The sequence below is a fragment of the Pseudomonas sp. MSSRFD41 genome (assembly GCF_014230245.1).
In the GTDB taxonomy this organism is placed as follows: domain Bacteria; phylum Pseudomonadota; class Gammaproteobacteria; order Pseudomonadales; family Pseudomonadaceae; genus Aquipseudomonas; species Aquipseudomonas piscis.
This window is the reverse complement of record NZ_JACKZK010000002.1, coordinates 27,903-47,810: the sequence shown is the minus strand read 5'-3', so window position 1 is coordinate 47,810 and position 19,908 is coordinate 27,903. Positions and strand designations below refer to the sequence as shown.

Annotated in this window: 18 protein-coding genes; 8 read left to right on the top strand and 10 right to left on the bottom strand. The window is 64.0% G+C overall.

Annotation, left to right across the window (positions count from 1 at the left end; all coding sequences use genetic code 11):
* Positions 1 to 179 precede the first annotated feature (179 nt).
* A complete protein-coding gene (locus tag H7A76_RS03900) occupies positions 180 to 653 on the top strand; it encodes a YMGG-like glycine zipper-containing protein (RefSeq protein ID WP_185697294.1) in 474 nt (157 codons plus the stop codon).
* Between the two features lie 170 nt (positions 654 to 823).
* On the opposite strand, the gene H7A76_RS03895 is transcribed toward H7A76_RS03900, so the two are convergent.
* The 5 genes from H7A76_RS03895 to H7A76_RS03875 all read right to left on the bottom strand — a co-directional run bounded on the left by H7A76_RS03895 (position 824) and on the right by H7A76_RS03875 (position 7,105).
* Complete coding sequence (locus tag H7A76_RS03895; protein ID WP_185697293.1) at positions 824 to 1,252, bottom strand: thioesterase family protein; 429 nt, start codon at positions 1,250 to 1,252, stop codon at positions 824 to 826.
* A 56-nt stretch (positions 1,253 to 1,308) separates the two neighbouring features.
* Positions 1,309 to 2,535, bottom strand: a complete 1,227-nt coding sequence (locus H7A76_RS03890) for a 3-hydroxyacyl-CoA dehydrogenase (protein ID WP_185697292.1) — start codon at positions 2,533 to 2,535, stop codon at positions 1,309 to 1,311.
* 132 nt (positions 2,536 to 2,667) lie between these two features.
* Positions 2,668 to 4,602 carry an ATP-dependent DNA helicase RecQ gene (locus H7A76_RS03885; protein WP_185697291.1) on the bottom strand — a complete coding sequence of 645 codons (1,935 nt, stop codon included), beginning with the start codon at positions 4,600 to 4,602 and terminating at the stop codon, positions 2,668 to 2,670.
* 139 nt (positions 4,603 to 4,741) lie between these two features.
* The gene (locus tag H7A76_RS03880) at positions 4,742 to 5,872 is read right to left on the bottom strand and encodes a polysaccharide deacetylase family protein (protein WP_185697290.1); all 1,131 of its coding nucleotides are present in this window, start codon (positions 5,870 to 5,872) and stop codon (positions 4,742 to 4,744) included.
* A gap of 69 nt (positions 5,873 to 5,941) precedes the next feature.
* Complete coding sequence (locus tag H7A76_RS03875) at positions 5,942 to 7,105, bottom strand: tetratricopeptide repeat protein (RefSeq protein WP_185697289.1); 1,164 nt, start codon at positions 7,103 to 7,105, stop codon at positions 5,942 to 5,944.
* 234 nt (positions 7,106 to 7,339) lie between these two features.
* On the opposite strand from H7A76_RS03875, the gene H7A76_RS03870 reads away from it, so the two are divergent.
* Positions 7,340 to 7,708 carry a DUF1493 family protein gene (locus H7A76_RS03870; RefSeq protein WP_185697288.1) on the top strand — a complete coding sequence of 123 codons (369 nt, stop codon included), beginning with the start codon at positions 7,340 to 7,342 and terminating at the stop codon, positions 7,706 to 7,708.
* A gap of 27 nt (positions 7,709 to 7,735) precedes the next feature.
* A complete protein-coding gene (locus H7A76_RS03865; protein WP_185697789.1) occupies positions 7,736 to 8,590 on the top strand; it encodes a DMT family transporter in 855 nt (284 codons plus the stop codon).
* Positions 8,591 to 8,702: 112 nt separating this feature from the next.
* On the opposite strand, the gene H7A76_RS03860 is transcribed toward H7A76_RS03865, so the two are convergent.
* Entirely contained in the window at positions 8,703 to 10,244 is a 1,542-nt protein-coding gene (locus H7A76_RS03860) for a phosphoenolpyruvate carboxykinase (RefSeq protein ID WP_185697287.1), read from the bottom strand.
* A 181-nt stretch (positions 10,245 to 10,425) separates the two neighbouring features.
* Positions 10,426 to 11,328, bottom strand: a complete 903-nt coding sequence (gene hslO / locus H7A76_RS03855) for an Hsp33 family molecular chaperone HslO (protein ID WP_185697286.1) — start codon at positions 11,326 to 11,328, stop codon at positions 10,426 to 10,428.
* 99 nt (positions 11,329 to 11,427) lie between these two features.
* On the opposite strand from hslO, the gene H7A76_RS03850 reads away from it, so the two are divergent.
* Positions 11,428 to 12,240 (top strand): phosphatase PAP2 family protein, encoded by an 813-nt coding sequence (locus H7A76_RS03850; protein WP_185697285.1) that lies wholly within the window; start codon positions 11,428 to 11,430, stop codon positions 12,238 to 12,240.
* A gap of 48 nt (positions 12,241 to 12,288) precedes the next feature.
* Here H7A76_RS03850 and H7A76_RS03845 read toward each other — a convergent pair whose 3' ends face one another.
* Entirely contained in the window at positions 12,289 to 12,696 is a 408-nt protein-coding gene (locus H7A76_RS03845) for an RNA-binding S4 domain-containing protein (protein ID WP_185697284.1), read from the bottom strand.
* A 368-nt stretch (positions 12,697 to 13,064) separates the two neighbouring features.
* On the opposite strand from H7A76_RS03845, the gene H7A76_RS03840 reads away from it, so the two are divergent.
* Together H7A76_RS03840 and rimK are read left to right on the top strand one after the other, a co-directional pair.
* Positions 13,065 to 13,547: an ATP-dependent zinc protease gene (locus H7A76_RS03840; RefSeq protein ID WP_185697283.1), complete on the top strand. Its 483-nt coding sequence runs from the start codon at positions 13,065 to 13,067 to the stop codon at positions 13,545 to 13,547.
* On the top strand, positions 13,544 to 14,449 hold the full coding sequence (gene rimK / locus H7A76_RS03835; RefSeq protein ID WP_185697282.1) for a 30S ribosomal protein S6--L-glutamate ligase: 906 nt from the start codon (positions 13,544 to 13,546) through the stop codon (positions 14,447 to 14,449). The genes H7A76_RS03840 and rimK overlap by 4 nt, the downstream gene beginning before the upstream one ends.
* Positions 14,450 to 14,511: 62 nt before the next feature.
* Here the strand turns inward: rimK and H7A76_RS03830 are convergent, their stop codons facing one another.
* Positions 14,512 to 15,825 carry an ATP-binding protein gene (locus tag H7A76_RS03830; RefSeq protein ID WP_185697281.1) on the bottom strand — a complete coding sequence of 438 codons (1,314 nt, stop codon included), beginning with the start codon at positions 15,823 to 15,825 and terminating at the stop codon, positions 14,512 to 14,514.
* Positions 15,826 to 15,925: 100 nt separating this feature from the next.
* Complete coding sequence (gene ompR, locus H7A76_RS03825) at positions 15,926 to 16,666, bottom strand: two-component system response regulator OmpR (protein WP_185697280.1); 741 nt, start codon at positions 16,664 to 16,666, stop codon at positions 15,926 to 15,928.
* 350 nt (positions 16,667 to 17,016) lie between these two features.
* Between ompR and H7A76_RS03820 the strand changes: the two genes are divergently transcribed.
* The gene (locus H7A76_RS03820; protein ID WP_185697279.1) at positions 17,017 to 19,341 is read left to right on the top strand and encodes a Tex family protein; all 2,325 of its coding nucleotides are present in this window, start codon (positions 17,017 to 17,019) and stop codon (positions 19,339 to 19,341) included.
* Positions 19,341 to 19,724, top strand: coding sequence for a PaaI family thioesterase (locus tag H7A76_RS03815; RefSeq protein WP_185697278.1), 384 nt, complete (start codon positions 19,341 to 19,343; stop codon positions 19,722 to 19,724). The genes H7A76_RS03820 and H7A76_RS03815 overlap by 1 nt, the downstream gene beginning before the upstream one ends.
* Positions 19,725 to 19,908: the final 184 nt, after the last annotated feature.

Sequence of the window (19,908 nt, the reverse complement as noted above, 5' to 3'; positions counted from 1 at the left end):
CCCTGCATGCAGGGAGCGGCCTTCGTCAAGTAACCGTAGACCTGCGAAAATCACTTAAGTTCCCCATTAAAAACAATAAGTTATGCGATTGTGTACAACTCGTGCTATTCGTCGGATTTCGTTTGTAAGCCTCGCGGTACAGCCTCAGGATCGCGCCGTCATCCCTTTGAGGCTCATGTATGAAGTTCTCCTCGATTCTCTTGTTGTCCCTTGGCCTGGTCAGCGGCGTCGCCTCTGCCGGTGGCACCACTGAAGCAGGTGTGGGCGGCGCATTGGGCGGGGTTCTAGGCTCGGTGGTCGGCCAGCAACTGGGCGGCAATACCGGTTCGGCCATTGGCGCGGCCATCGGCGGCGCGGGCGGCAGCGCGGTGGGCGCCGACAAGCGCAGCCGTGGCCAGGCAGCCATCGGTGGCGCCTTGGGCGCGGCTGGCGGCAACGTCGTGGGCCGCAGCATGGGCGGCAGCACCGGCAGCCTGATCGGTGCGGCGGCCGGCGGTGGCGCCGGCGGTGCGCTGGGTAACTACATGGGTAACGAAAGCGCCCGGGAGGATCGCGAATACCGCCGCGATCGCGACCGCCGCTACTACCGCGACGGCCACCGTGGCCGTGGTCATGCCTATGGCCACCGCAAGCATCGTCACTACGACGACTGATCGGCCCGGCCCCCTGTAGCTGCTACGCACACTGGACGCGAGGCCAAGGGCCTCGCCAGACCAGACGCTGCGGTACTGGCCCCGAGGATCGAGCTCAGGCCTCTCCTACGGCGCCGGTCGCAGCCTGTGGCAGCGGCTACAGGGTCCGCAAGTCAATCAAGTTTCGAGACTCAGGCCAGCTGTTCCAGGGCTGCGCGCAGGACCGTTGGAATCGGCACCGGCTGGTTCGATGCCCGATCCACGAATACATGGACGAAGCGCCCCGCGGCGCATGGCTCCCCCTCCCCCAGCTTGAACACCGCCAGCTCGTATTGCACCGAGCTGTTGCCCAGCTTGCCGACCCGCAGGCCGACTTCGATACGTTCGGGGTAAGCGATGGACGCGAAATAATCGCAAGCCGAACTGACCACGAACCCCACCACCTCGCCCTCGTGGATATCCAGGCCACCCTGCTCGATCAGGTAGGTATTCACCGCCGTGTCGAAAAAACTGTAGTAGGTGACGTTGTTCACATGGCCATAGACGTCATTGTCATGCCAGCGGGTGGTGATCGGCTGGAAATGGCGGTAGTCGCCGCGTTGTGGCACAGGCTCGGACATCAGGACGGTCTCCCATGGATTGAGCGATTGATCGCCGGGCATTTCACCCCAGGCGACTAAGCCTGGGCAAACCCTTTTCCTGCGCCAGACAGATCCTCGATCAACGGCGCCGGCCGCCAATGGGCACCATGCTCGGCCTCCAGGCGCAGCAACCGGAGCCGGATCTGCTCCAGGCCCTGGTTATCGGCCCAGGTCATCGGCCCGCCCCGCTCCCTGGGAAAGCCATAACCGTTGAGATAGACCAGGTCGATGTCATGGGCCGAGCCGGCAATGCCTTCCTGGAGGATCTTCGCCCCTTCGTTGACCAGGGCCAGCAGGCAGCGCTCGAGGATCTCCTCGGGGCCGATATCCCGCCGCTGGTAACCCAGGCCTTCGCTGACCTGCAGCACCAGCGCATCCACTTGCGGATCGTGTTCGGCCTGGCGGCTACCGGGCTCGTAGTGGTAATAGCCCGCGCCGCTTTTCTGACCGAAACGACCCAGTTCGCACAAGCGATTATCGACCTGGACCTGCGGCGCATCCTGCCCGGTACCGGCCAGTTGCCGGGCACGCCAGCCCAGGTCGATGCCCACCACGTCGTACATGCGAAACGGCCCCATGGCAAAACCGAACGCCTGCAAGGCACCGTCTACCTGATAGGGAAAGGCTCCTTCCAGGAGCATCTTGCGGGCCTCGAGGACATAGGTGTTGAGCATGCGGTTGCCGATGAACCCGAAACAGTTGCCAGCCACCACGCTGACCTTGCCTATGCGCTGGCCCAGGGCCAGGGCCGCGTCCAGCACCGCCGGTGCCGTCTTGGCCGCGCGTACCACCTCCAGTAGCTTCATGATGTGCGCCGGGCTGAAGAAATGCATTCCCAGCACCTGGGGCGCCCGTTGGGTGACGGCGGCAATGGCATCGATATCCAGCGCCGAAGTGTTGCTGGCCAGGATCGTCGATGGCTTGAGGACGGTGTCCAGCTGGCGAAAGATCTGCTGCTTGAGTTCGAGGTTCTCGTACACCGCCTCGATCACCAGGTCCACCTCGGCCAGCTGTGGATAACCGTCGGCAATGCCGATCCGTGCCAGCCGCGCGTCGGCTTCAGCCTGCTCGATACGGCCCTGGCGCACACCGTGGGCATAGGTCTGGGCCACCGCCGCCAGCGCCTGCTGGAGCATCTGCGGGTCCTTGTCCAGCCACAGTACCGGCAGGCCGGCATTGGCCAGGCACATGGCGATGCCACGGCCCATGGTGCCGGCGCCAATCACCGCGGCGCGCTGAATATCGAATGCCCTCTGGCTCATGGCGGCTCTCCTTCCTGTAGGCGATCCTGGGTCAGGCACCACCATAGTCAGGCGAGCATCATTTTTGAAATTTATTCCTGTGATGCGCGACATTCAGCAGATGGATCGCCATCAGGAGCAAGGCACTCGGCTTCAGGCCGGCAAATGGCTCTCGCACCATTGCCGCACCTCGGCGTAGGGGTAGTCCTCCAAGGCGGCGAAACCCGGGATGCCACGGGCCTTGAGCTTGGTGAACAACGGCACGCTGATGCCGCAGAGAAAACGCGTCAGGCGCTCTGCCCCGGGAAGAGCCCCGGTGTGCTGCTGGTGCCTGTGGATAAAATCGCCACACAAGCCGGCGAAGTTCTTATCCACAAGCGCAGGCAGCGCGGGGGGCTCGGGCAAGCGCGCCACCTGGCCCCGGCACACCGAACAATGCCCGCACTGCCGAGGTGCCTGCCGGTCGCCGAAATACTCCGACAACCGATGCCCCAGGCACTGCTCGCTGGCGAACAGGTCGAGCATGGCGTGGATCCGCGCGATCTCGCTGGTCTCGTGACGGGTGAAGTAGCCGTGCAGCTCGGCACTTAGCGCCGGCGCATCGAAGTCGCTCTGCAACAAGCTGTAGACCTCGGTCATCTGCTTGCTTTCCAGCTCCACCCAGCCTTTTTCCTGGAAGTAGTCCAGGGCCTTCACCACCCGTTGGCGCGGCGCCTGGCAATGGTCGTAGAGCGCGTCGAAATCCACCGTGGCCCAGGTCCGGGCGCGACTGGAGGTGTGCAGGATGGCCTCGACGAAGTCCCGCCGTTCGCCTTCGAAACGCCCCAGCAGATCAGCCGGCTCCAGCAGCAACTTGAAGCGGTATTCGGCGAAATAGGCATAGCGCGGAGCGATCAGGCCACGCAGTTCCAGCTGCACCAGCAGGGTCTTGAGCGGCAACTGGCGAATATTGCTCTGGTCCGCCAAGGGGCCCAGCAACACTTCCCACTGCCCGGTGGGCGCCGCGGCCAGCAAGTCGTCGAGCACGCAATGGATCCCGCTCAGTTCCGGGGTATCGCCGTAAACGAAGTTCTCCAGCACGTTGAGACTGTCGCGGTTGGCCAGCACCAGGCAGTCCGAGGGTTGCCCATCGCGCCCGGCGCGGCCGATTTCCTGGCTGTAGTTCTCGATGGACTTGGGCAGGTCGAAATGCACGACGTTGCGGATGTCGCTCTTGTCGATGCCCATGCCGAAGGCGATGGTGGCGACGATGCATTGGCTGTGCCCCTGCATGAAGCGGCGCTGGATCGCCTCACGCTGCTCATGGGGCAAACCGGCGTGGTAGGCCTGGGCGGCAATGCCCTGCTGGTCCAGGTACTCGGCGACCTGCTCGGCGGTCTTCTGCAGGGTCACGTAGACGATGCTCGGCTGTCCCTCCCGCTCGCCCAGCCACTGCACCAGCCGCCGGCGCTTGGCGGCCCCGGCGACCGGCTCCACCAGCAGGTTGAGGTTGGGTCGATAGAAACCGGTGGTCACCACATCGGCGGCGGCGATGGCGAAGCGCGCCTGCATGTCGGCGATCACCTTGGGGGTGGCCGTGGCGGTCAACAGCAGGGCCTGGGGGATGTTGAACTGGCGCTGGTAGTCCGGCAGCTTCAGGTAGTCGGGCCGGAAGTTGTGACCCCACTCGGAAATGCAATGGGCCTCGTCCACCACCAGCAGGGAGATGGGCACCTGCTGCAGGAAGTTGCGAAAGCGTTCGTTCTTCAGACGCTCCACCGAGATCATCAGGACCTTCAGTTCCCCGGAGCGGGCGCGAGCCATCACCTGGTTGGCCTCGTCGCGGCCCTGGGCCGAATCGATGCTCGCCGCGGCGATGCCATGGCGCTGGAGAAAGGCCAGCTGGTCTTGCATCAAGGCCAACAGCGGCGACACCACCAGGGTCAGGTGCGGCAGCAGCAGGGCCGGCAGCTGGTAGCACAGGGACTTGCCGGAACCGGTGGGAAAGATCGCCGCCGCCGAGCGCCCGGCCAGCACCGCGCTGATGGTGGCCTCCTGGCCCGGGCGAAAGCCTGGATAACCGAAGACCTGTTCGAGGGTGCTGTACATGGGAGTCACTCCTTTGACCGCTGAGCGTCGTTGAAGACTAGCGCGGTGGGTCGGCGGATCGAGGAAAGGTCGTGGAGAAAAGCGCTACCGGATGATACCGGCACACCAGGACGGTGGCCGGATCACTGGCAGGGAGCGGCTAGCGCAGGCTGCGGCAGTCCAGCCATTGCACGCCATTGTGCTGGTTGGCCTCGACCAGCAGCGGCACGGCCTGGGCCGCCTTGGGGTGGACGTCATGGAACAGCACGATGCCGCGCCGCCACAACAGCATCAGCGTCTGCACCCGCTGGGCGGCGGCCTGGGCGCTGACCTTCTTGCTCCAGTCCTGGGAGTCGATGTTCCACAGCATCAATTGCAGGCCGTGGCTCTTGAGGAAAACACCAGCGTCGCTGCGACGTTGCCCATAGGGCGGGCGAAACAGCGGCAGGTATTCCCCTTCCAGGGAGCGACCGACCAGGCTGGCGCTGTCGACCAGGGAATCCTGCCACCGGCTCCAGGAGGCATGGGACTTGTGTTCCCAGCCATGCAGGCCCACGCATTGACCGTTGTAGAGCTCGCGCAACTGCCCGGCCGAGGTCCGCTGCAAACGAGCCTGGAACGGCGCTCCCAAGACGAAGAACAGCCCATGCAGGTCATGGGCTTGCAGCACCGCCGCCAGCTCATCGCTATGCCCACCGCGCGGGCTGGGACCATCGTCGAAGGTCAGCAGGAACTGCCGGTCAGCCAGTTCATCGCCCAGTCTTTCCGCCGGATCCATTCGCTGGATCTCGCTGCTGACCGTGGGAAACAGGGCCGCCAGGCGCAGTTGCTCATGCAGGTACTGCTGGTGGAAGCGCGAGCTGGCCTGGGCCCAGGCGTCGTAGGTGTCCTTGCTCTCGCCGGTGAAGCCGGCCACCAGTTGGCGCAACTCGGCGAGATTGCGCACGGGCTGGCAGAACGGTGCGCTGTCGCAATCGTGGCTGGCCAGGCGATAGTTGACCAGCAGCAACTCCCAGAAGCGCTGGCGCACCCGGTCGATGGACTTGAGGTCCAGCTGCCGTACCCCGAGACGTTGCTTCAGGGCTCCCTCATCCAGGCTCTCACTGGCCAGCAGGGCCTTGCCGAACATCAGGATTTCCGCCCGGGAGGCGGTGTCGAAATCCACCGAACTGGTCAGGGGCGTCGGCCAGCCACTGCGATCGATGGTAGCGAACACTAGAGGGCCTGCCGCCTGGGCCGAGACGCTGCACAGGCACAACGCCAACAGCCAGGGGAAAACACCATTGCGCATATCAATCTCCATGGATGCACGGGACGCTCCTGCCAGCGCGCCGCGCAAAAACAACATCCAGCCTGGGGCTCAGGGTTTTTGCAGCCGCTCTATGGCCTGGTCGTACACCGGGTTGGCCCTCTGCTCGCGGGCCTTGCGGTAATTCTCCAAGGCCATGGCCAACTGCCCAGCCCCCTCGAAAACCCGACCCATGTCGTAGTAGGCACTGGCCCGGATCGTCGCGGCCGCCGGACCGCTGGCCAGGGCAATGGCCTGGCGGTCGGCGCGTATGGCTTCGTCGGGCCGGCTGTTCTTGCGCTGGCTCAAGGCCAGGTTGCTGTAGGCCTGGGCAAAACCCGGCGCCATCTCGATGGCCTCGTGGTAATAGATACCCGCCCCGCCGAAGTCGCCCTTGCGGTAGGCCTCTTCGCCCTTGCGATTGAGCGCCTTGGCCTCGGCTGGTCCCATGTCCGCGGGCACTTGCTGGTCGCTGGTGCGCATCTGCTCGAGCAACGAATTCAGGTCGCTGTAGGTGCCGTTCGGTTCGCTGCTGGTCTGCGCCACCCGGTCGATATCCTCCAGCTGGCCATCGGCACTCAGGCGGAACACGGCCCAGAGGTTGCCCCGGCGCTGCTCCGGTACCCGATAGCTACGAATGAGGCTGGCACCACGATAGACGAAGACCTGGGCCCGGCTGCGGCCCAGGTGCAGGGACTCGGGATGGTTGCCATGGGTGAAGTCATGCACGGCATACAGGTAGGACTCGCCGGGCAGGCGCTCATCGAGGGTGATGGTCTCCGCGCCATGATGGTCGTCGCTGGTTCTTTCCAGCCGCGCCCCGGGTCCTTGGCTGGCAACGAACGACAAGGCCGCGCGGGAATAGATCAGCCGGGCATCCAGGTCTTCGCCCGGGGCATCCCAGGTCAGCACTACCCGCAGGCTGGAAGGTTTGTCCATTACCGGACTCAGGGCGTAGACCAGGCCCTGGCAGGGGCATTGGGTTCGCAGGTCGGCGTAACCGGGCTTGCGGATCAGCAGCCCGCCGGCATCGTCGGGGACGTCCAGCACCACCCGTCCCTGGGCATCGGAAGCCCCCGCGACCAGGCTCGTGCCCCGCTGCAACTGCACCTGGGCCTCGGCCGCAGGCGAGTCCTTGGCCACGGCGTCCAGCACCTGGATCGACAACGGCTGGGCGTGCACCACGCTCATCACCATCCCTAGCCACAACACCGCCACCAGGCGCATACAAGCCATAGCAAAATCCCTGTAAACGAATCTGGCCGCAGCTCGAACTCGGCCCCTCCACCAGCGGCGCACCATACACATTTTCGCCCGCCAATGCTCGACCCAGGACAGGAAAATGCTGAGCAATGGGATGCAGTCGAAAATTCGCAGGGACTTGTGCGGATATGCTGCGAAGGGCTTGAAAAGCCACCACCGGATCGTCTTACACTCCACCTCCTCCAAGAGCCGTAGCGAATCGCGACCATGCATCTGGCCCCCGGCTTTCCCGACGACGCGAGCATGCGCCAACTGATGCAACTGTTGCATGAGGAGATCGGCCTGCCCGAACGCAAGACCTTGCATCTGAAGACCGCGATCAACCTCGACCTGGGTTGCGACGGTGCCGATGCCCGGCATCTGTTGCTGGCCCTGGAAGAGCAGTTCGAGCTCGACCTCGCCGACTTCGACAGCTACCGCTACTTCCAGCCCGAAGGTTTCGATCCGCACCTCAAGCGCCGGGCCAAGGGCCGGGGCGACAAGCTGCCATTGACCATCGGCATGCTGTACCAGGCGATCAGGCTGCGCCGCTGGGACACCCGGGAGTTGGAAAGCCTCCAGGACCTACAACAATAAAACAAGGAAGAAGCCGTGGATGTACTGATGGGGCTGCTCGCCGCCGTGCTCTGGGGCGGCACCGATTTTCTCGTGGGCCTGAATGTCCGCGCCGTGGGCGCCAAGCGCGCCGTGTTCTTCAGCCAGACACTGGGCGTGATCCTCATGAGCCTGCTGCTGGCACTCTTCCCCGCCTTCCTGTTCAAGGCCCTGGCCGCGCCGCTGGATGTCTGGCTGATGGGCATGCTCGCCGCCTGCTTCACCCTCTCCGGCGCCCTGGCCCTGGGCAAGGCCTTCGCCCTGGGCAAGGCCGCCATCATCGCCCCGCTGGTGACCTCCTACGGCGTGGTCACCACCCTGCTGTCCTGGGCCAGCGGCGAGCACATCAGCCTGGTCCAGTTGCTGTGCATCCTGGTCTGCGTGGTGGGGGTGATTCTCTCCAGCATTCATTCTGGCCCCAAGCTGCCACAGAACACCGATGCCAGTCGCTCGATCGTCTACGCCCTGCTGTCGGCCTGCCTGTACGGCACCAGTTTCTGGCTGCAGGGGCGCTATACCCTGCCGCAGATGGGTCCGGTCAGCATGCTGTGGCTGGGTTACGTGGTGGGATCGAGCGTATCGCTACTGATGATGCTCAAGGTCCAGGACGGCTTGAAGCTGCCTCCCCTGAAAAGCTGCGGCACCCTGGCCAGCTCCAGCCTGATGAACCTCGGCGCGTTCTTTGCCTTTTCCTGGGGCGCCATGCACGGCTCGGTGTCGGTGGTGACAGTGATCAGTACCTTGTCCGGCGGCATCGCCGCGGTGCTCAGCTACCTGTTCTTCAAGGAACGCCTGTCCAAGGTGCAAGTGACAGGAGTGGCGCTGGTGCTGCTGGGCGCCCTGGCGCTGCACTTGAAGGGCTGAGCCAGGGGTTAAAGCCAGGTAAACGTCCGCGCCCGGAACGCCGCCGCCCTGTCGATACGCCGCGCACAAAAAAGCCGCCCCGAAGGGCGGCTTTTTCATGGCAGGTCGAGGCTTACAGCTTCGGACCGGCAGCCTTGATGGCGTCGCTCACTTCGAACTTCTTGAAGTTCTCGATGAACAGGCCGGCCAGGGCCTTGGCGGCTTCGTCGTAGGCGGCCTTGTCAGCCCAGGTGTTGCGTGGGTTGAGCAGCTCGGTATCGACGCCCGGAACGGCTTTTGGCACGTCCAGGTTGATGATGTCCAGGTGCTCGGTCTCGGCACCGACCAGGGCACCGCTCTGGATCGCTGCGATCACGCCACGGGTGGTCGGGATGTTGAAGCGCTTGCCGACGCCGTAGCCACCGCCGGTCCAGCCGGTGTTGACCAGGTAGACCTTGGAGCCGAAGCCGTTGATGCGCTTGATCAGCAGCTCAGCGTATTCGCCAGCCGGACGCGGAAAGAACGGTGCGCCGAAGCAGGTGGAGAAGGTCGACTTGATGCCGCCGCCCGAACCCATTTCGGTGGAACCGACCAGCGCGGTGTAGCCGGACAGGAAGTGGTAGGCCGCCTGCTCGTTGTTCAGGATCGACACCGGAGGCAGGACGCCAGTCAGGTCGCAGGTCAGGAAGATCACCGCGTTGGGCTCGCCCCCCAGGTTGTGCTCGGAACGCTTCTCGACGTGCTCCAGCGGGTAGGCGGCGCGGGTGTTCTGGGTCAGGCTGGCATCGGCGTAGTCGGCCTGCTTGGCATCGTCCAGGACCACGTTTTCCAGCACGGCGCCGTGCTTGATGGCTTTCCAGATGACCGGCTCGTTCTTCTCGGACAGGTCGATGCACTTGGCGTAGCAGCCGCCTTCCATGTTGAACACCACGCCCTCGCCCCAACCGTGCTCGTCGTCACCGATCAGGTAGCGGCTTTCGTCGGCCGACAGGGTGGTCTTGCCGGTGCCCGAAAGGCCGAAGAACAGGGTCACGTCGCCTTCTTCGCCGATGTTGGCGGCGCAGTGCATCGGCAGTACGTCGACGGCTGGCAGCAGGAAGTTCTGCACCGAGAACATGGCCTTCTTCATTTCACCGGCGTAACGCATGCCGGCGATCAGCACTTTCTTCTGGGCGAAGTTGAGGATGACGCAGCCGTCGGAGTTGGTGCCGTCACGCTCGGGCACGCATTCGAAGTTCGCGACGTTGAGGATCTGCCACTCTTCGCGACCTGCCGGGTTGTATTGCTGCGGGGTGATGAACAGGCAACGACCGAACAGGTTCTGCCAGGCGGTCTGGGTGGTCATCTTGACGGCCAGGTAGTGCTCGGCGGCAGCCCCTACGTGGACGTGGGAAACGAAGTGTTCCTGGGCGTTGTTGAACGCCTCGACGCGAGCCCACAGGGCATCGAACTTGTCGGCCGGGAACTTGCGGTTGATCGGGCCCCAGGCGATCGCGTCCTGGGTGGAAGGCTCTTCGACGATGAAACGATCCGCCGGCGAACGGCCAGTGCGGTGGCCGGTCTTGACCGTCAGCGCGCCAGTATCGGCCAACTCGCCTTCACCGCGGGACAGCGCTTCTTTTACCAGCTCATCGACGCTCAGGTCGGTGTACACGGTGTTCTTGGCTTGCGTCATGAGGTTCCCCGTCGTCGGCCAATGGCCGATTGCTCAAACGTTTTGTAGTAGAAACTCGCGCACTACTACCGCGAAAAAAGTGCGCCGGATTATGCCAGAAAAGCCCGAAAATAGTAGGGTCCTCCCGTCAGCATGGCGTAATTCCGGCGTTGGCTAGGTGATTTACCTTCGCTGAAACGTTTTAGTGACGAGTATCTGACGGTGACTCGACGCCCGCACCGGCGAACAATTGCGTGATGTCGGCCGCGTCGAACAGATAGCGCTGGTTGCAGAACTGACAGTCGATCTCGACGCTGCCGCCATGTTCCACCACCAGTTGCTGTGCATCCTCCAGCCCCAGGCTGACCAGGGCATTGCCCGAGCGCTCGCGCGAGCAGCTGCAGCGAAAGCGCAGCGGCTGTACATCGAACAGGCGCACGGCCTCCTCGTGGTACAGGCGATGGAGCACGGTTTCGTTGTCCAGGCTAAGTAGTTCATCGGCGGTCAGGGTGCTGGCCAGGGCGGTGAGGTGCTGCCAGTTGGCAGCGCGCTCTTCAGGATCGCGCAGGCGGTCGGCCGGCAGTTGCTGCAGCAGCAGGCCACGGGCATTGCGGCCGTCGGCGTAGAGCCAGAAACGAGTGCCGGTCTGCTGCGACATGACGAAGTAGTTGGTGAAGCATTCGGCCAGGGTGGCGCCGTCCAGGTCGACGATCCCCTGGTAGCGCTGGCCCTGGGTCGGGTCCACGGTCAAGGCCAGGACGCCATTGGGCATCATGTCGGCCAGGGTCGCATCCGCCGCGATCTGCGCCGCGTCGTAGCGGGCCAGGCCACGGATCTCGCGCTCGCTGGAGCACTCGATCATCAGCAGGGGAACCGGGCCTTCGGAACGCGCCTGGAGAATCAGCAGGCCGTCGAACTTCAAGGTGCCGACCAGCAACGACGCCGCCGCCATCAACTCGCCCAGCAGTTGCGCCACCGGTTCGGGATAGGCGTGCTTGGCAAGGACTTCGGCGTAGCTGCGCTCCAGCGTCACCAGTTCGCCACGGGCGTCGCTCTCATCGAAGATGAAGCGTTGGGTGAAGTCGGTATCCGGCAAATCAGTCATAGGTCTGGGCATCTGAAAGGTGACAAAAAGGTTACAAGCACCGAAAATTCCGGTTTTGCACCATGAAGGTGCAGTTTTTGCGGTGATTGGAGATATTTTATGAACAATCCGGGTTTGTTCCAAGCAAGGTGGAACCTCGGCAAGCTGGCTCTGTGCAATGTACTCCCTTTGGCCCTGCTGGGTTTCTGGTTGTGGCCCACCGGGCAGATGCTTTGCACGATGTTCGACGAGTGGCTGTTTCACCTGCTCAACGCTCCCCTCGCCAACAACTCTACCTGGCTGCATATCTGGGCCGTGGCCAGCCTGCGGCCGTTCGACGTGGTGGTGGGCCTGATCATGCTCGGCCTGCTGATTCGCGGTGACTGGGTCTTCAAGGCGGTGGACGTACGTCGCGCCTTCTTCGGTTTCCTGTCGATCCTGATCCTGATGGTGGTGATTCGCGCGCTGTTTTCCAAGTTGGTGGCCGTGATGAACTGGCAGCACAACAGCCCATCCATGGTGCTCGAAGGCGCCGTGCACATGAGCGATTACTTCCCGGGCTGGGAAAAGACCTGGGAACTCAAGGACCGCTCCAGCCAGAGCTTTCCTGGCGACCATGCCTCGGTATTGCTGATCTGGGGCCTGTTCATGGGAGTGTTCAGCCGCAGCGTCGGCCAGTTCCTGGTGGTCTGGGGCCTGACCCTGCTGTTCATGCTGCCGCGCCTGGTCGCCGGGGCCCATTGGGGCCAGGACGACTACATCGGCGGCGTGCTGCTGGCCGTACTGGCCCTCGGCTGGGGCTACTACACCCCCTACGCGGCACGGATGTCGAACTTCCTGCTGCGCCTGAGCCATCCGCTGTTCAACCTGATGAGCCGGATGCCGGTGCTGTCGCGCATGAGCGTGGTCCGCGCCAGCAGCCTGCTGCGCTGAGCCAGCCGCTAAGGCGAGGGCAGCCTGGGCGGGTTCCCTCGCCTGCCATCATTCATGGCTGCCGCCATGGAACTTGAACAGGTCCCGACGCTGTTTCTTGGTGGGCTTGCCCTCGGTACTCACGCCCAGGGCGCCCGCCTTGCGCTGGGCTGCGGCAGTCTCGCGCTTGGCGATGCTGGCCGGGGTCTCGACATAGAGCGTCTGCGCCTCGGGGGCGCCACGACGCACGATGGACAACGCCTGGACCACGACCGTGCGCTCGTCGAAACCGGTACGGACCTCATATTCGTCGCCAACCCGTGGCTCCTTGCCCGGTTTGCAGCGCTCGCCACGGTGATGCACCTTGCCGCTTTCAATGGCCGCCTTGGCCAGGGCCCGGGTCTTGTAGAAGCGTGCAGCCCAAAGCCACTTGTCCAGGCGTACCTTGTCCTCTTCTTCCTGCTGCTTTTGCGCCACGGTGATTCCTCTCGATGAAAAATGTCGCAACGGTACAACTCGCGGACGAGCTCTCGAAAACCTGACCGCTCACCTAAAATACCTCAGGTTGCACGAGGGATCGTCATGGAGATAGCTATCGCCATTTGCCGCCGATTCTGCGTGAATACCGCGGTCTCGGAACAAGACCCGGGACAGGCCGGGCGAACGTCCGGGAGATTGTCACAATGTATGCGGAGTCGGCAGTTAGAGTCGTCGCCGAGAAGGCTCGCCAGCAGCGCTCGGCATGCCCCCCGGCAAGCATGGAGTCCACCTGGCGCAGGCTCGACCCGACACCCGGCCTGTATCAGAACCCTGGTCCGGAAAGACCCATTACGGATGTTCCTTTATTGAAGACCTTTGATCATTTGACCGTTGTCGGTCTACGCGAGTGGGTGGCGCTTCCCGATCTGGGAGTGGCCGGCTTGCGCGCCAAGATCGACACCGGCGCCAGCACCTCCAGCCTGCATGCCACCGAGATCGAGCCGTTCGAGCGCGACGGCCAGCCGTGGGTGCGCTTCAACGCGCATCTGGGCAGCGTGGTGCAATTGCGCCACCGGCGCTGCGAAGCGCCATTGGTGGCGATGAAGACCATCAAGAGCTCCAACGGCCAGGCCCAGGTCCGCTATGTGATCAGCACCACCCTGGCCCTGGGCGATCATGTGTGGCGTGTGGAGTTCACCCTCGCCTGCCGCAAGGCCATGCGCTATCGGTTGCTGCTGGGCTCCAAGGCCCTGGTCGATGGCCAACTTGTAGTCAATCCCGGCCTCAAATACGTACAAGACAAACCGGTATTCCCGGTATCCACTACCTCTGCCACAGGTGTTGCATGAAGATCGCCGTGCTGTCGCGCAATCCGCGTCTGTATTCCACTCGCCGCCTGGTCGAAGCCGGCGCTGAGCGTGGCCATGAAATGGTAGTGATCGATACCCTGCGCGCCTACATGAACATCGCCAGCCACAAGCCGCAGATCCACTATCGCGGCAAACCCCTGGAGGGTTTCGACGCGGTGATCCCGCGAATCGGCGCCTCGGTGACCTTCTATGGCTGCGCGGTGTTGCGCCAGTTCGAAATGATGGGGGTATTCCCCCTCAACGAGTCGGTGGCCATCGCCCGTTCCCGGGACAAGCTGCGCTCGCTGCAACTGCTGTCGCGGCGCGGCATCGGCCTGCCGGTGACCGGTTTCGCCCACTCCCCGGACGACATTCCCGACCTGATCGAGATGGTCAACGGCGCCCCGTTGGTGATCAAGGTGCTGGAAGGCACCCAGGGCATCGGCGTGGTGCTGTGCGAAACCGCCACCGCCGCGGAGTCGGTGATCGAGGCGTTCATGGGCCTGAAGCAGAACATCATGGTCCAGGAGTACATCAAGGAAGCCGGCGGTGCCGACATCCGCTGCTTCGTGGTGGGCGACAAGGTGATCGCGGCCATGAAGCGCCAGGCCAAGCCCGGGGAATTCCGCTCCAACCTGCACCGTGGCGGCAGTGCCAGCCTGATCAAGATCACCCCGGAAGAACGCATGACCGCACTGCGGGCGGCCAAGGTCATGGGCCTGAGCGTGGCCGGGGTGGACATCCTGCGCTCCAATCACGGGCCGCTGGTGATGGAGGTCAACTCCTCCCCGGGCCTGGAAGGCATCGAGACCACTACCGGCAAGAACGTGGCGGGGATCATCATCGAGCACATCGAGAAGAACGGCGGGCCGAACATGACCCGCACCAAGGGCAAAGGATAAAGGCCGCTACAAGCGGCGAGCTTCAAGCGGCAGAGCTTGCCGCTTGAAACTGGCCGCCGCCGCTAATCCGCATCACGTGGCAACAACAGGCCCAGCGGCAGCCTTACCCGTGCCTCCAGCCCGCCGTCCGGGCGGTTGCGCAGTTCGACGTTACCGCCATGCATGGCGGCGATCCGCTTGACGATGGCCAGCCCCAGGCCAGTGCCCTTGCCACCCCGGGCACGGTCGCCACGGGTGAAGGGGTTGAAGATCGCCTCCAGCTCCGAAGGATCGATCCCCGTGCCACGGTCCATCACGCTCAGCACCACATAGGGCGCGCTGACGTCGCCAGACAGGTGAGCGGCAACCTCCACATCCGTCCCGGCATGGTTCAGGGCGTTGCCGATCAGGTTGTTGAGCAGGCGCTTCATCGAGACCCGACGCAGGGGGAACGGCTGGATCGGCTCCAGGTGCAGGCGCACTCGCTCCTGGCTCTGGTTGTAGGGCGCCGCCACTTCCCGCACCAGGTCGTTCAGGTCCACCTCCTCCACCGACTCGTCGCGGCCATCGCGGATGAACGCCAGGAACTGGTCGAGAATGGAGTCCATGTCCTCGATGTCGCGCACCATGTCGTCGGTCAGTTCGGTGTGATCGCCCATCAATTCCAGTGACAGGCGCAAGCGGGTCAGTGGCGTACGCAAGTCATGGGAGACCCCGGCCAGCATCAGTTCGCGCTCGCGCCCGGCCTGTTCCACATCCTCGGCCATCTGGTTGAAGGCGCGGTACACCTCGGTCATCTCGCTCGGGGTGTCGCTGATGGGCAAGCGCACGCTACGTCCCTGGCCCAGTTGTCGGGCGGCATAGACCAGGCGCTTGAGCGGCTGGTTGAGCTGGCTGACGAAAATCCATGCCGACGCGGTGGACAGCAAGCCGATGGCCAGGAACCAGCCCAGCACGCTCCAGATCTTCTGCCCACGCAACGGGTGTGGATACAGCGGCACCTTGAGCCAGCCATCGCCCAGGCTCGGCGCTCGCACCCAAAGCGCCGGCGGCGCATGCATGCGTAGCCGCACCTCGGTGTCGGCCCCCAGTTCGGCCTGCATCTGCCGCTGGTAGATCTCACTGTACGGCCAATGCTGTTCACCGGCCGGCACGCCGCTGCCGATCACCTTGATCAGGCCGGCGGCCTCGGCGATCTGGTCGCGGTTGGATTCATCCGCGGCCCAATAGGCGCGCAGGGTGAGGGCCACGCCATGGCTGTACTGCCGGTCCACCAGCACGTCCTCGTTCATCAGCAGATAAACCAGGGTCAATGCCTTGGAGAACAGCACCACGATCAGCACCAGCCACAGGGTGCGGGAGAAGAAACTCTGGGGGAACCACAGGGGGGTTTTCATGACAGCAATACACACTTTGCAGGAGCGAGTCGCGCTCGCAGCGTTGCGGAATGCGAACGCCCGGACCAGGGCCCGGGCGCTCGCTCCTACAAATCACCGATCACTTGGTTGCGGTGCCATCCGGCACGAACACATAACCCACGCCCCAGACGGTCTGGATATAACGTGGCTTGGAAGGATCGGGCTCGATCATCCGGCGCAGGCGGGAGATCTGCACGTCGATGGAGCGCTCCAGGGCGTCCCACTCGCGGCCACGGGCCAGGTTCATCAGCTTGTCGCGGGTCAGCGGCTGGCGCGCGTTCATCACCAGCGCCTTGAGTACCGCAAACTCGCCGGTGGTGAGCATGTGCACCTCGTCGCCGCGCTTGAGCTCGCGGGTGGCCAGGGACAGCTCGTAGTCACCGAAGGTCACGCTTTCGTCTTCGCTGCCCGGGGCACCAGGGACAGGTGCCGATTGGCGACGCAGCACGGCTTTGACCCGGGCCATCAGCTCGTCGGGGTTGAACGGCTTGGCCAAATAGTCGTCGGCGCCCAGCTCCAGGCCCTTGATACGGCTTAATTCGTCACCCTTGGCGGTGAGCATGATGATCGGGATCTGGTTGTTCGCGCCACGCAGGCGGCGGCAGGCGGTCAGGCCATCCTCGCCAGGCAGCATCAGGTCGAGGACGACCAGGTTGAACACTTCACGCCCCAGCAGGCGGTCCATCTGCTCGGTGTTCGGGACCGCGCGGGCACGGTAGCCCTTGCTGACGAAGAAACGCTCCAGCAGGCTGCTCAGCCCCGGGTCATCGTCAACAATAAGAATTTTTTCGCCTTCAGCAGTGTGTGCAGTGCTGCTCATTGGATGCTCCTCTAATCTCGGTGCGCATTATGGCGTAGCTGCCGCTATGCGCACCGTGTGCATTGTTAGCAGATTTTTCCTCCATAGCCAGCAAACCCGCTGTCGGCCCGAGGTCGGCGATCGCTTCGCAGCTGGGTATAATGCGCCGCCTTTTGTGTCGGGCACCCCTTGATCAGTACCCAGCGGTCGCTTTGTTTTTTTGCCACGACCGGCAGTATTTCCACGATTTCACGGGTCAACAGCCAGCCTTTTGATCCAGGTGGCGGCGCGTACCAGGCCGCTCAACCAGACTCGCCGGGCTTTTTCGTCGTACCCGCGAGCCTGCTTTCACACATTTGCCAGGTGGTTTTATGGACAGCATCAACAGCCGCATTGCCGAGGAACTCGGCGTACGCCCACAACAGGTCGAAGCGGCCGTCGCCCTATTGGATGAAGGCTCCACCGTGCCCTTCATCGCCCGTTACCGCAAAGAAGTCACCGGCAGCCTCGATGACACCCAGCTGCGTCATCTGGAAGATCGCCTGCGCTACCTGCGCGAACTCGACGAGCGCCGCGCCAGCATCCTGGCCAGCATCGAGGAACAGGGCAAGCTGACCCCGGAACTGGCTCGCGAAATCAAGCTGGCCGACACCAAGACCCGCCTCGAAGACCTCTACCTGCCGTACAAGCAGAAGCGCCGCACCAAGGGCCAGATCGCCCTGGAAGCCGGCCTCGGCGCGCTGGCCGATGGCCTGTTCAACGACCCGAGCCTGGCTCCGGAAGCCGAAGCCGCACGCTTCGTCGATGCACAAAAAGGCGTGGCCGACATCAAGGCCGCCCTGGAAGGCGCCAAGTACATCCTCATGGAGCGCTTCGCCGAAGACGCCGGCCTGCTGGACAAGCTGCGCAACTTCCTCAAGCAGGAAGCCACCCTCAGCGCGCGCGTGGTGGCAGGCAAGGAAGAAGAGGGCGCGAAGTTCCGCGACTACTTCGAACACGACGAACCGCTCAAGAGCATGCCATCGCACCGCGCCCTGGCGATCTTCCGCGGGCGCAACGAAGGCATCCTCAGCTCCGCGCTGAAGGTCGGCGACGAGCTGCCAGGCACCCTGCACCCGTGCGAGGCCATGATCGGCCAGCACGTGGGCATCCAGAACCAGAACCGCCCGGCCGACAAGTGGCTCGGCGAAGTGGTGCGCTGGACCTGGAAGGTCAAGCTCTACACCCACCTGGAGACCGACCTCTTGGGCGAGCTGCGCGACGGCGCCGAGACCGAGGCGATCAACGTCTTCGCCCACAACCTGCACGACCTGCTGCTGGCCGCCCCGGCCGGCCCGCGCGCCACCCTGGGCCTGGATCCGGGCCTGCGCACCGGCTGCAAGGTGGCGGTAGTGGACGCCACCGGCAAGCTGCTGGACCACGCCACCGTCTACCCCCACGTACCGCACAACAAGTGGGACCAGACCATCGCCACCCTGGCCGCCCTGTGCGCCAAGCACTCGGTGGACCTGATCGCCATCGGCAACGGCACCGCCAGCCGCGAGACCGACAAGCTGGCCGCCGAGCTGATCAAGAAATACCCCGCCATGCGCCTGACCAAGGTCATGGTCTCCGAAGCCGGCGCCTCGGTGTACTCGGCCTCGGAACTGGCGGCCAAGGAATTCCCGGACCTGGACGTGTCGATCCGTGGCGCGGTGTCCATCGCCCGCCGCCTGCAGGATCCGCTGGCGGAGCTGGTGAAGATCGATCCGAAGTCCATCGGTGTCGGCCAGTACCAGCACGACGTCTCGCAGCTGAAACTGGCCCGTGGCCTGGACGCGGTAGTAGAAGACTGCGTGAACGCCGTGGGCGTCGACGTCAACACCGCCTCCGTGGCCCTGCTGGCGCGGATCTCCGGCCTCAACGCGACCCTGGCGCAGAACATCGTCAGCCACCGCGACGAACACGGCGCCTTCAAGACCCGCGCCGCCCTGAAGAAAGTCGCCCGCCTGGGTGAAAAGACCTTCGAGCAGGCCGCCGGCTTCCTGCGCGTGATGAACGGCGACAACCCGCTGGACGCCTCGGCGGTGCACCCGGAAGCCTATCCGCTGGTGCAACGCATCGCCGCCGACACCGGCCGTGATATCCGCTCGCTGATCGGCGACAGCGGCTTCCTCAAGCGCCTGGACCCATCGAAGTTCACCGACGAGACCTTCGGCCTGCCCACCGTCACCGACATCCTCCAGGAACTGGACAAACCCGGCCGCGACCCGCGCCCCGAGTTCAAGACCGCCGAGTTCCAGGAAGGCGTCGAGGACCTCAAGGACCTGCAACTGGGGATGATCCTCGAAGGCGTGGTGACCAACGTCACCAACTTCGGTGCCTTCGTCGACATCGGCGTGCACCAAGACGGCCTGGTGCACATCTCGGCGCTGTCGGAGAAGTTCATCAAGGACCCGCGTGAAGCGGTGAAGGCCGGCGACGTGGTCAAGGTCAAGGTCATGGAAGTGGATATCCCGCGCAAGCGCGTGGGCCTGTCGATGCGCATGAGCGACACCCCCGGCGAGAAGATCGATGGCGCCCGCGGCAGCCGTCCGGGGGCGAGCCCGCGCCCTTCCCAGGGCAATGCCCCACGCAAGGAAACCGCCACCGCGGCGCCGGCCAATAACGCCATGGCCTCGCTGTTCGCCAACGCCAAGCAGTTGAAGAAACGCTGATGGAGGTTCCAGCCAACCTCACCGAAAGCGCCTTCAGCCAACTGCTCGGCTGCCGCCTGCAACGCCTGGAGGTCGGCGAGGCGGATGTGGCCCTGGAGCTGACCCCGCAATTGCGCAATCGCGGGCAAAAGCTCCACGGCGGGGCGATCTTCAGCCTGGTGGACATCGCCATGGGCCTGGCCTGCTCCAGTACCCATGGCTTCGACCAGCAGAGCGCCACCATCGAGTGCAAGATCAACTACATCCGCGCCGTCGCCGAAGGTGAGGTGCTGTGCCGGGCCCGGGTGATCCATCCCGGCCGCCGTACCCTGGTGGTCGAGGCAGATGTGATCCAGGGCGAAAAACTGGTCGCAAAAGCGCAAGGCACCTTCGCGGTCCTATAGCTGCCCGTCATCGAATTGGGTTAATTTCGGCGCTGCGAAAGCGGCGTCGGGGTTTTCCTGCCCACGCTAGAGCCAGATTCAGGGACGGAGCACTGGCGTTTTCAGGTGAGTCGGCTTGACTCAGGAACCAGGCGAAAACGCCAGTTTTAACTCCACCCTTGTAGACCGTCCTGCCCACCCCCAT

What these genes read in the sequence shown, in the direction of transcription:
- H7A76_RS03885 (WP_185697291.1), bottom strand. Translation starts at nt 4,602, where the DNA reads ATGTACAGCACCCTCGAACAGGTCTTCGGTTATCCAGGCTTTCGCCCG.
- H7A76_RS03900 (WP_185697294.1), top strand. Translation starts at nt 180, where the DNA reads ATGAAGTTCTCCTCGATTCTCTTGTTGTCCCTTGGCCTGGTCAGCGGC.
- H7A76_RS03820 (WP_185697279.1), top strand. Translation starts at nt 17,017, where the DNA reads ATGGACAGCATCAACAGCCGCATTGCCGAGGAACTCGGCGTACGCCCA.
- H7A76_RS03830 (WP_185697281.1), bottom strand. Translation starts at nt 15,825, where the DNA reads ATGAAAACCCCCCTGTGGTTCCCCCAGAGTTTCTTCTCCCGCACCCTG.
- H7A76_RS03865 (WP_185697789.1), top strand. Translation starts at nt 7,736, where the DNA reads ATGGGGCTGCTCGCCGCCGTGCTCTGGGGCGGCACCGATTTTCTCGTG.
- H7A76_RS03860 (WP_185697287.1), bottom strand. Translation starts at nt 10,244, where the DNA reads ATGACGCAAGCCAAGAACACCGTGTACACCGACCTGAGCGTCGATGAG.
- H7A76_RS03870 (WP_185697288.1), top strand. Translation starts at nt 7,340, where the DNA reads ATGCATCTGGCCCCCGGCTTTCCCGACGACGCGAGCATGCGCCAACTG.
- hslO (WP_185697286.1), bottom strand. Translation starts at nt 11,328, where the DNA reads ATGACTGATTTGCCGGATACCGACTTCACCCAACGCTTCATCTTCGAT.
- ompR (WP_185697280.1), bottom strand. Translation starts at nt 16,666, where the DNA reads ATGAGCAGCACTGCACACACTGCTGAAGGCGAAAAAATTCTTATTGTT.
- rimK (WP_185697282.1), top strand. Translation starts at nt 13,544, where the DNA reads ATGAAGATCGCCGTGCTGTCGCGCAATCCGCGTCTGTATTCCACTCGC.
- H7A76_RS03815 (WP_185697278.1), top strand. Translation starts at nt 19,341, where the DNA reads ATGGAGGTTCCAGCCAACCTCACCGAAAGCGCCTTCAGCCAACTGCTC.
- H7A76_RS03875 (WP_185697289.1), bottom strand. Translation starts at nt 7,105, where the DNA reads ATGGCTTGTATGCGCCTGGTGGCGGTGTTGTGGCTAGGGATGGTGATG.
- H7A76_RS03880 (WP_185697290.1), bottom strand. Translation starts at nt 5,872, where the DNA reads ATGCGCAATGGTGTTTTCCCCTGGCTGTTGGCGTTGTGCCTGTGCAGC.
- H7A76_RS03850 (WP_185697285.1), top strand. Translation starts at nt 11,428, where the DNA reads ATGAACAATCCGGGTTTGTTCCAAGCAAGGTGGAACCTCGGCAAGCTG.
- H7A76_RS03895 (WP_185697293.1), bottom strand. Translation starts at nt 1,252, where the DNA reads ATGTCCGAGCCTGTGCCACAACGCGGCGACTACCGCCATTTCCAGCCG.
- H7A76_RS03890 (WP_185697292.1), bottom strand. Translation starts at nt 2,535, where the DNA reads ATGAGCCAGAGGGCATTCGATATTCAGCGCGCCGCGGTGATTGGCGCC.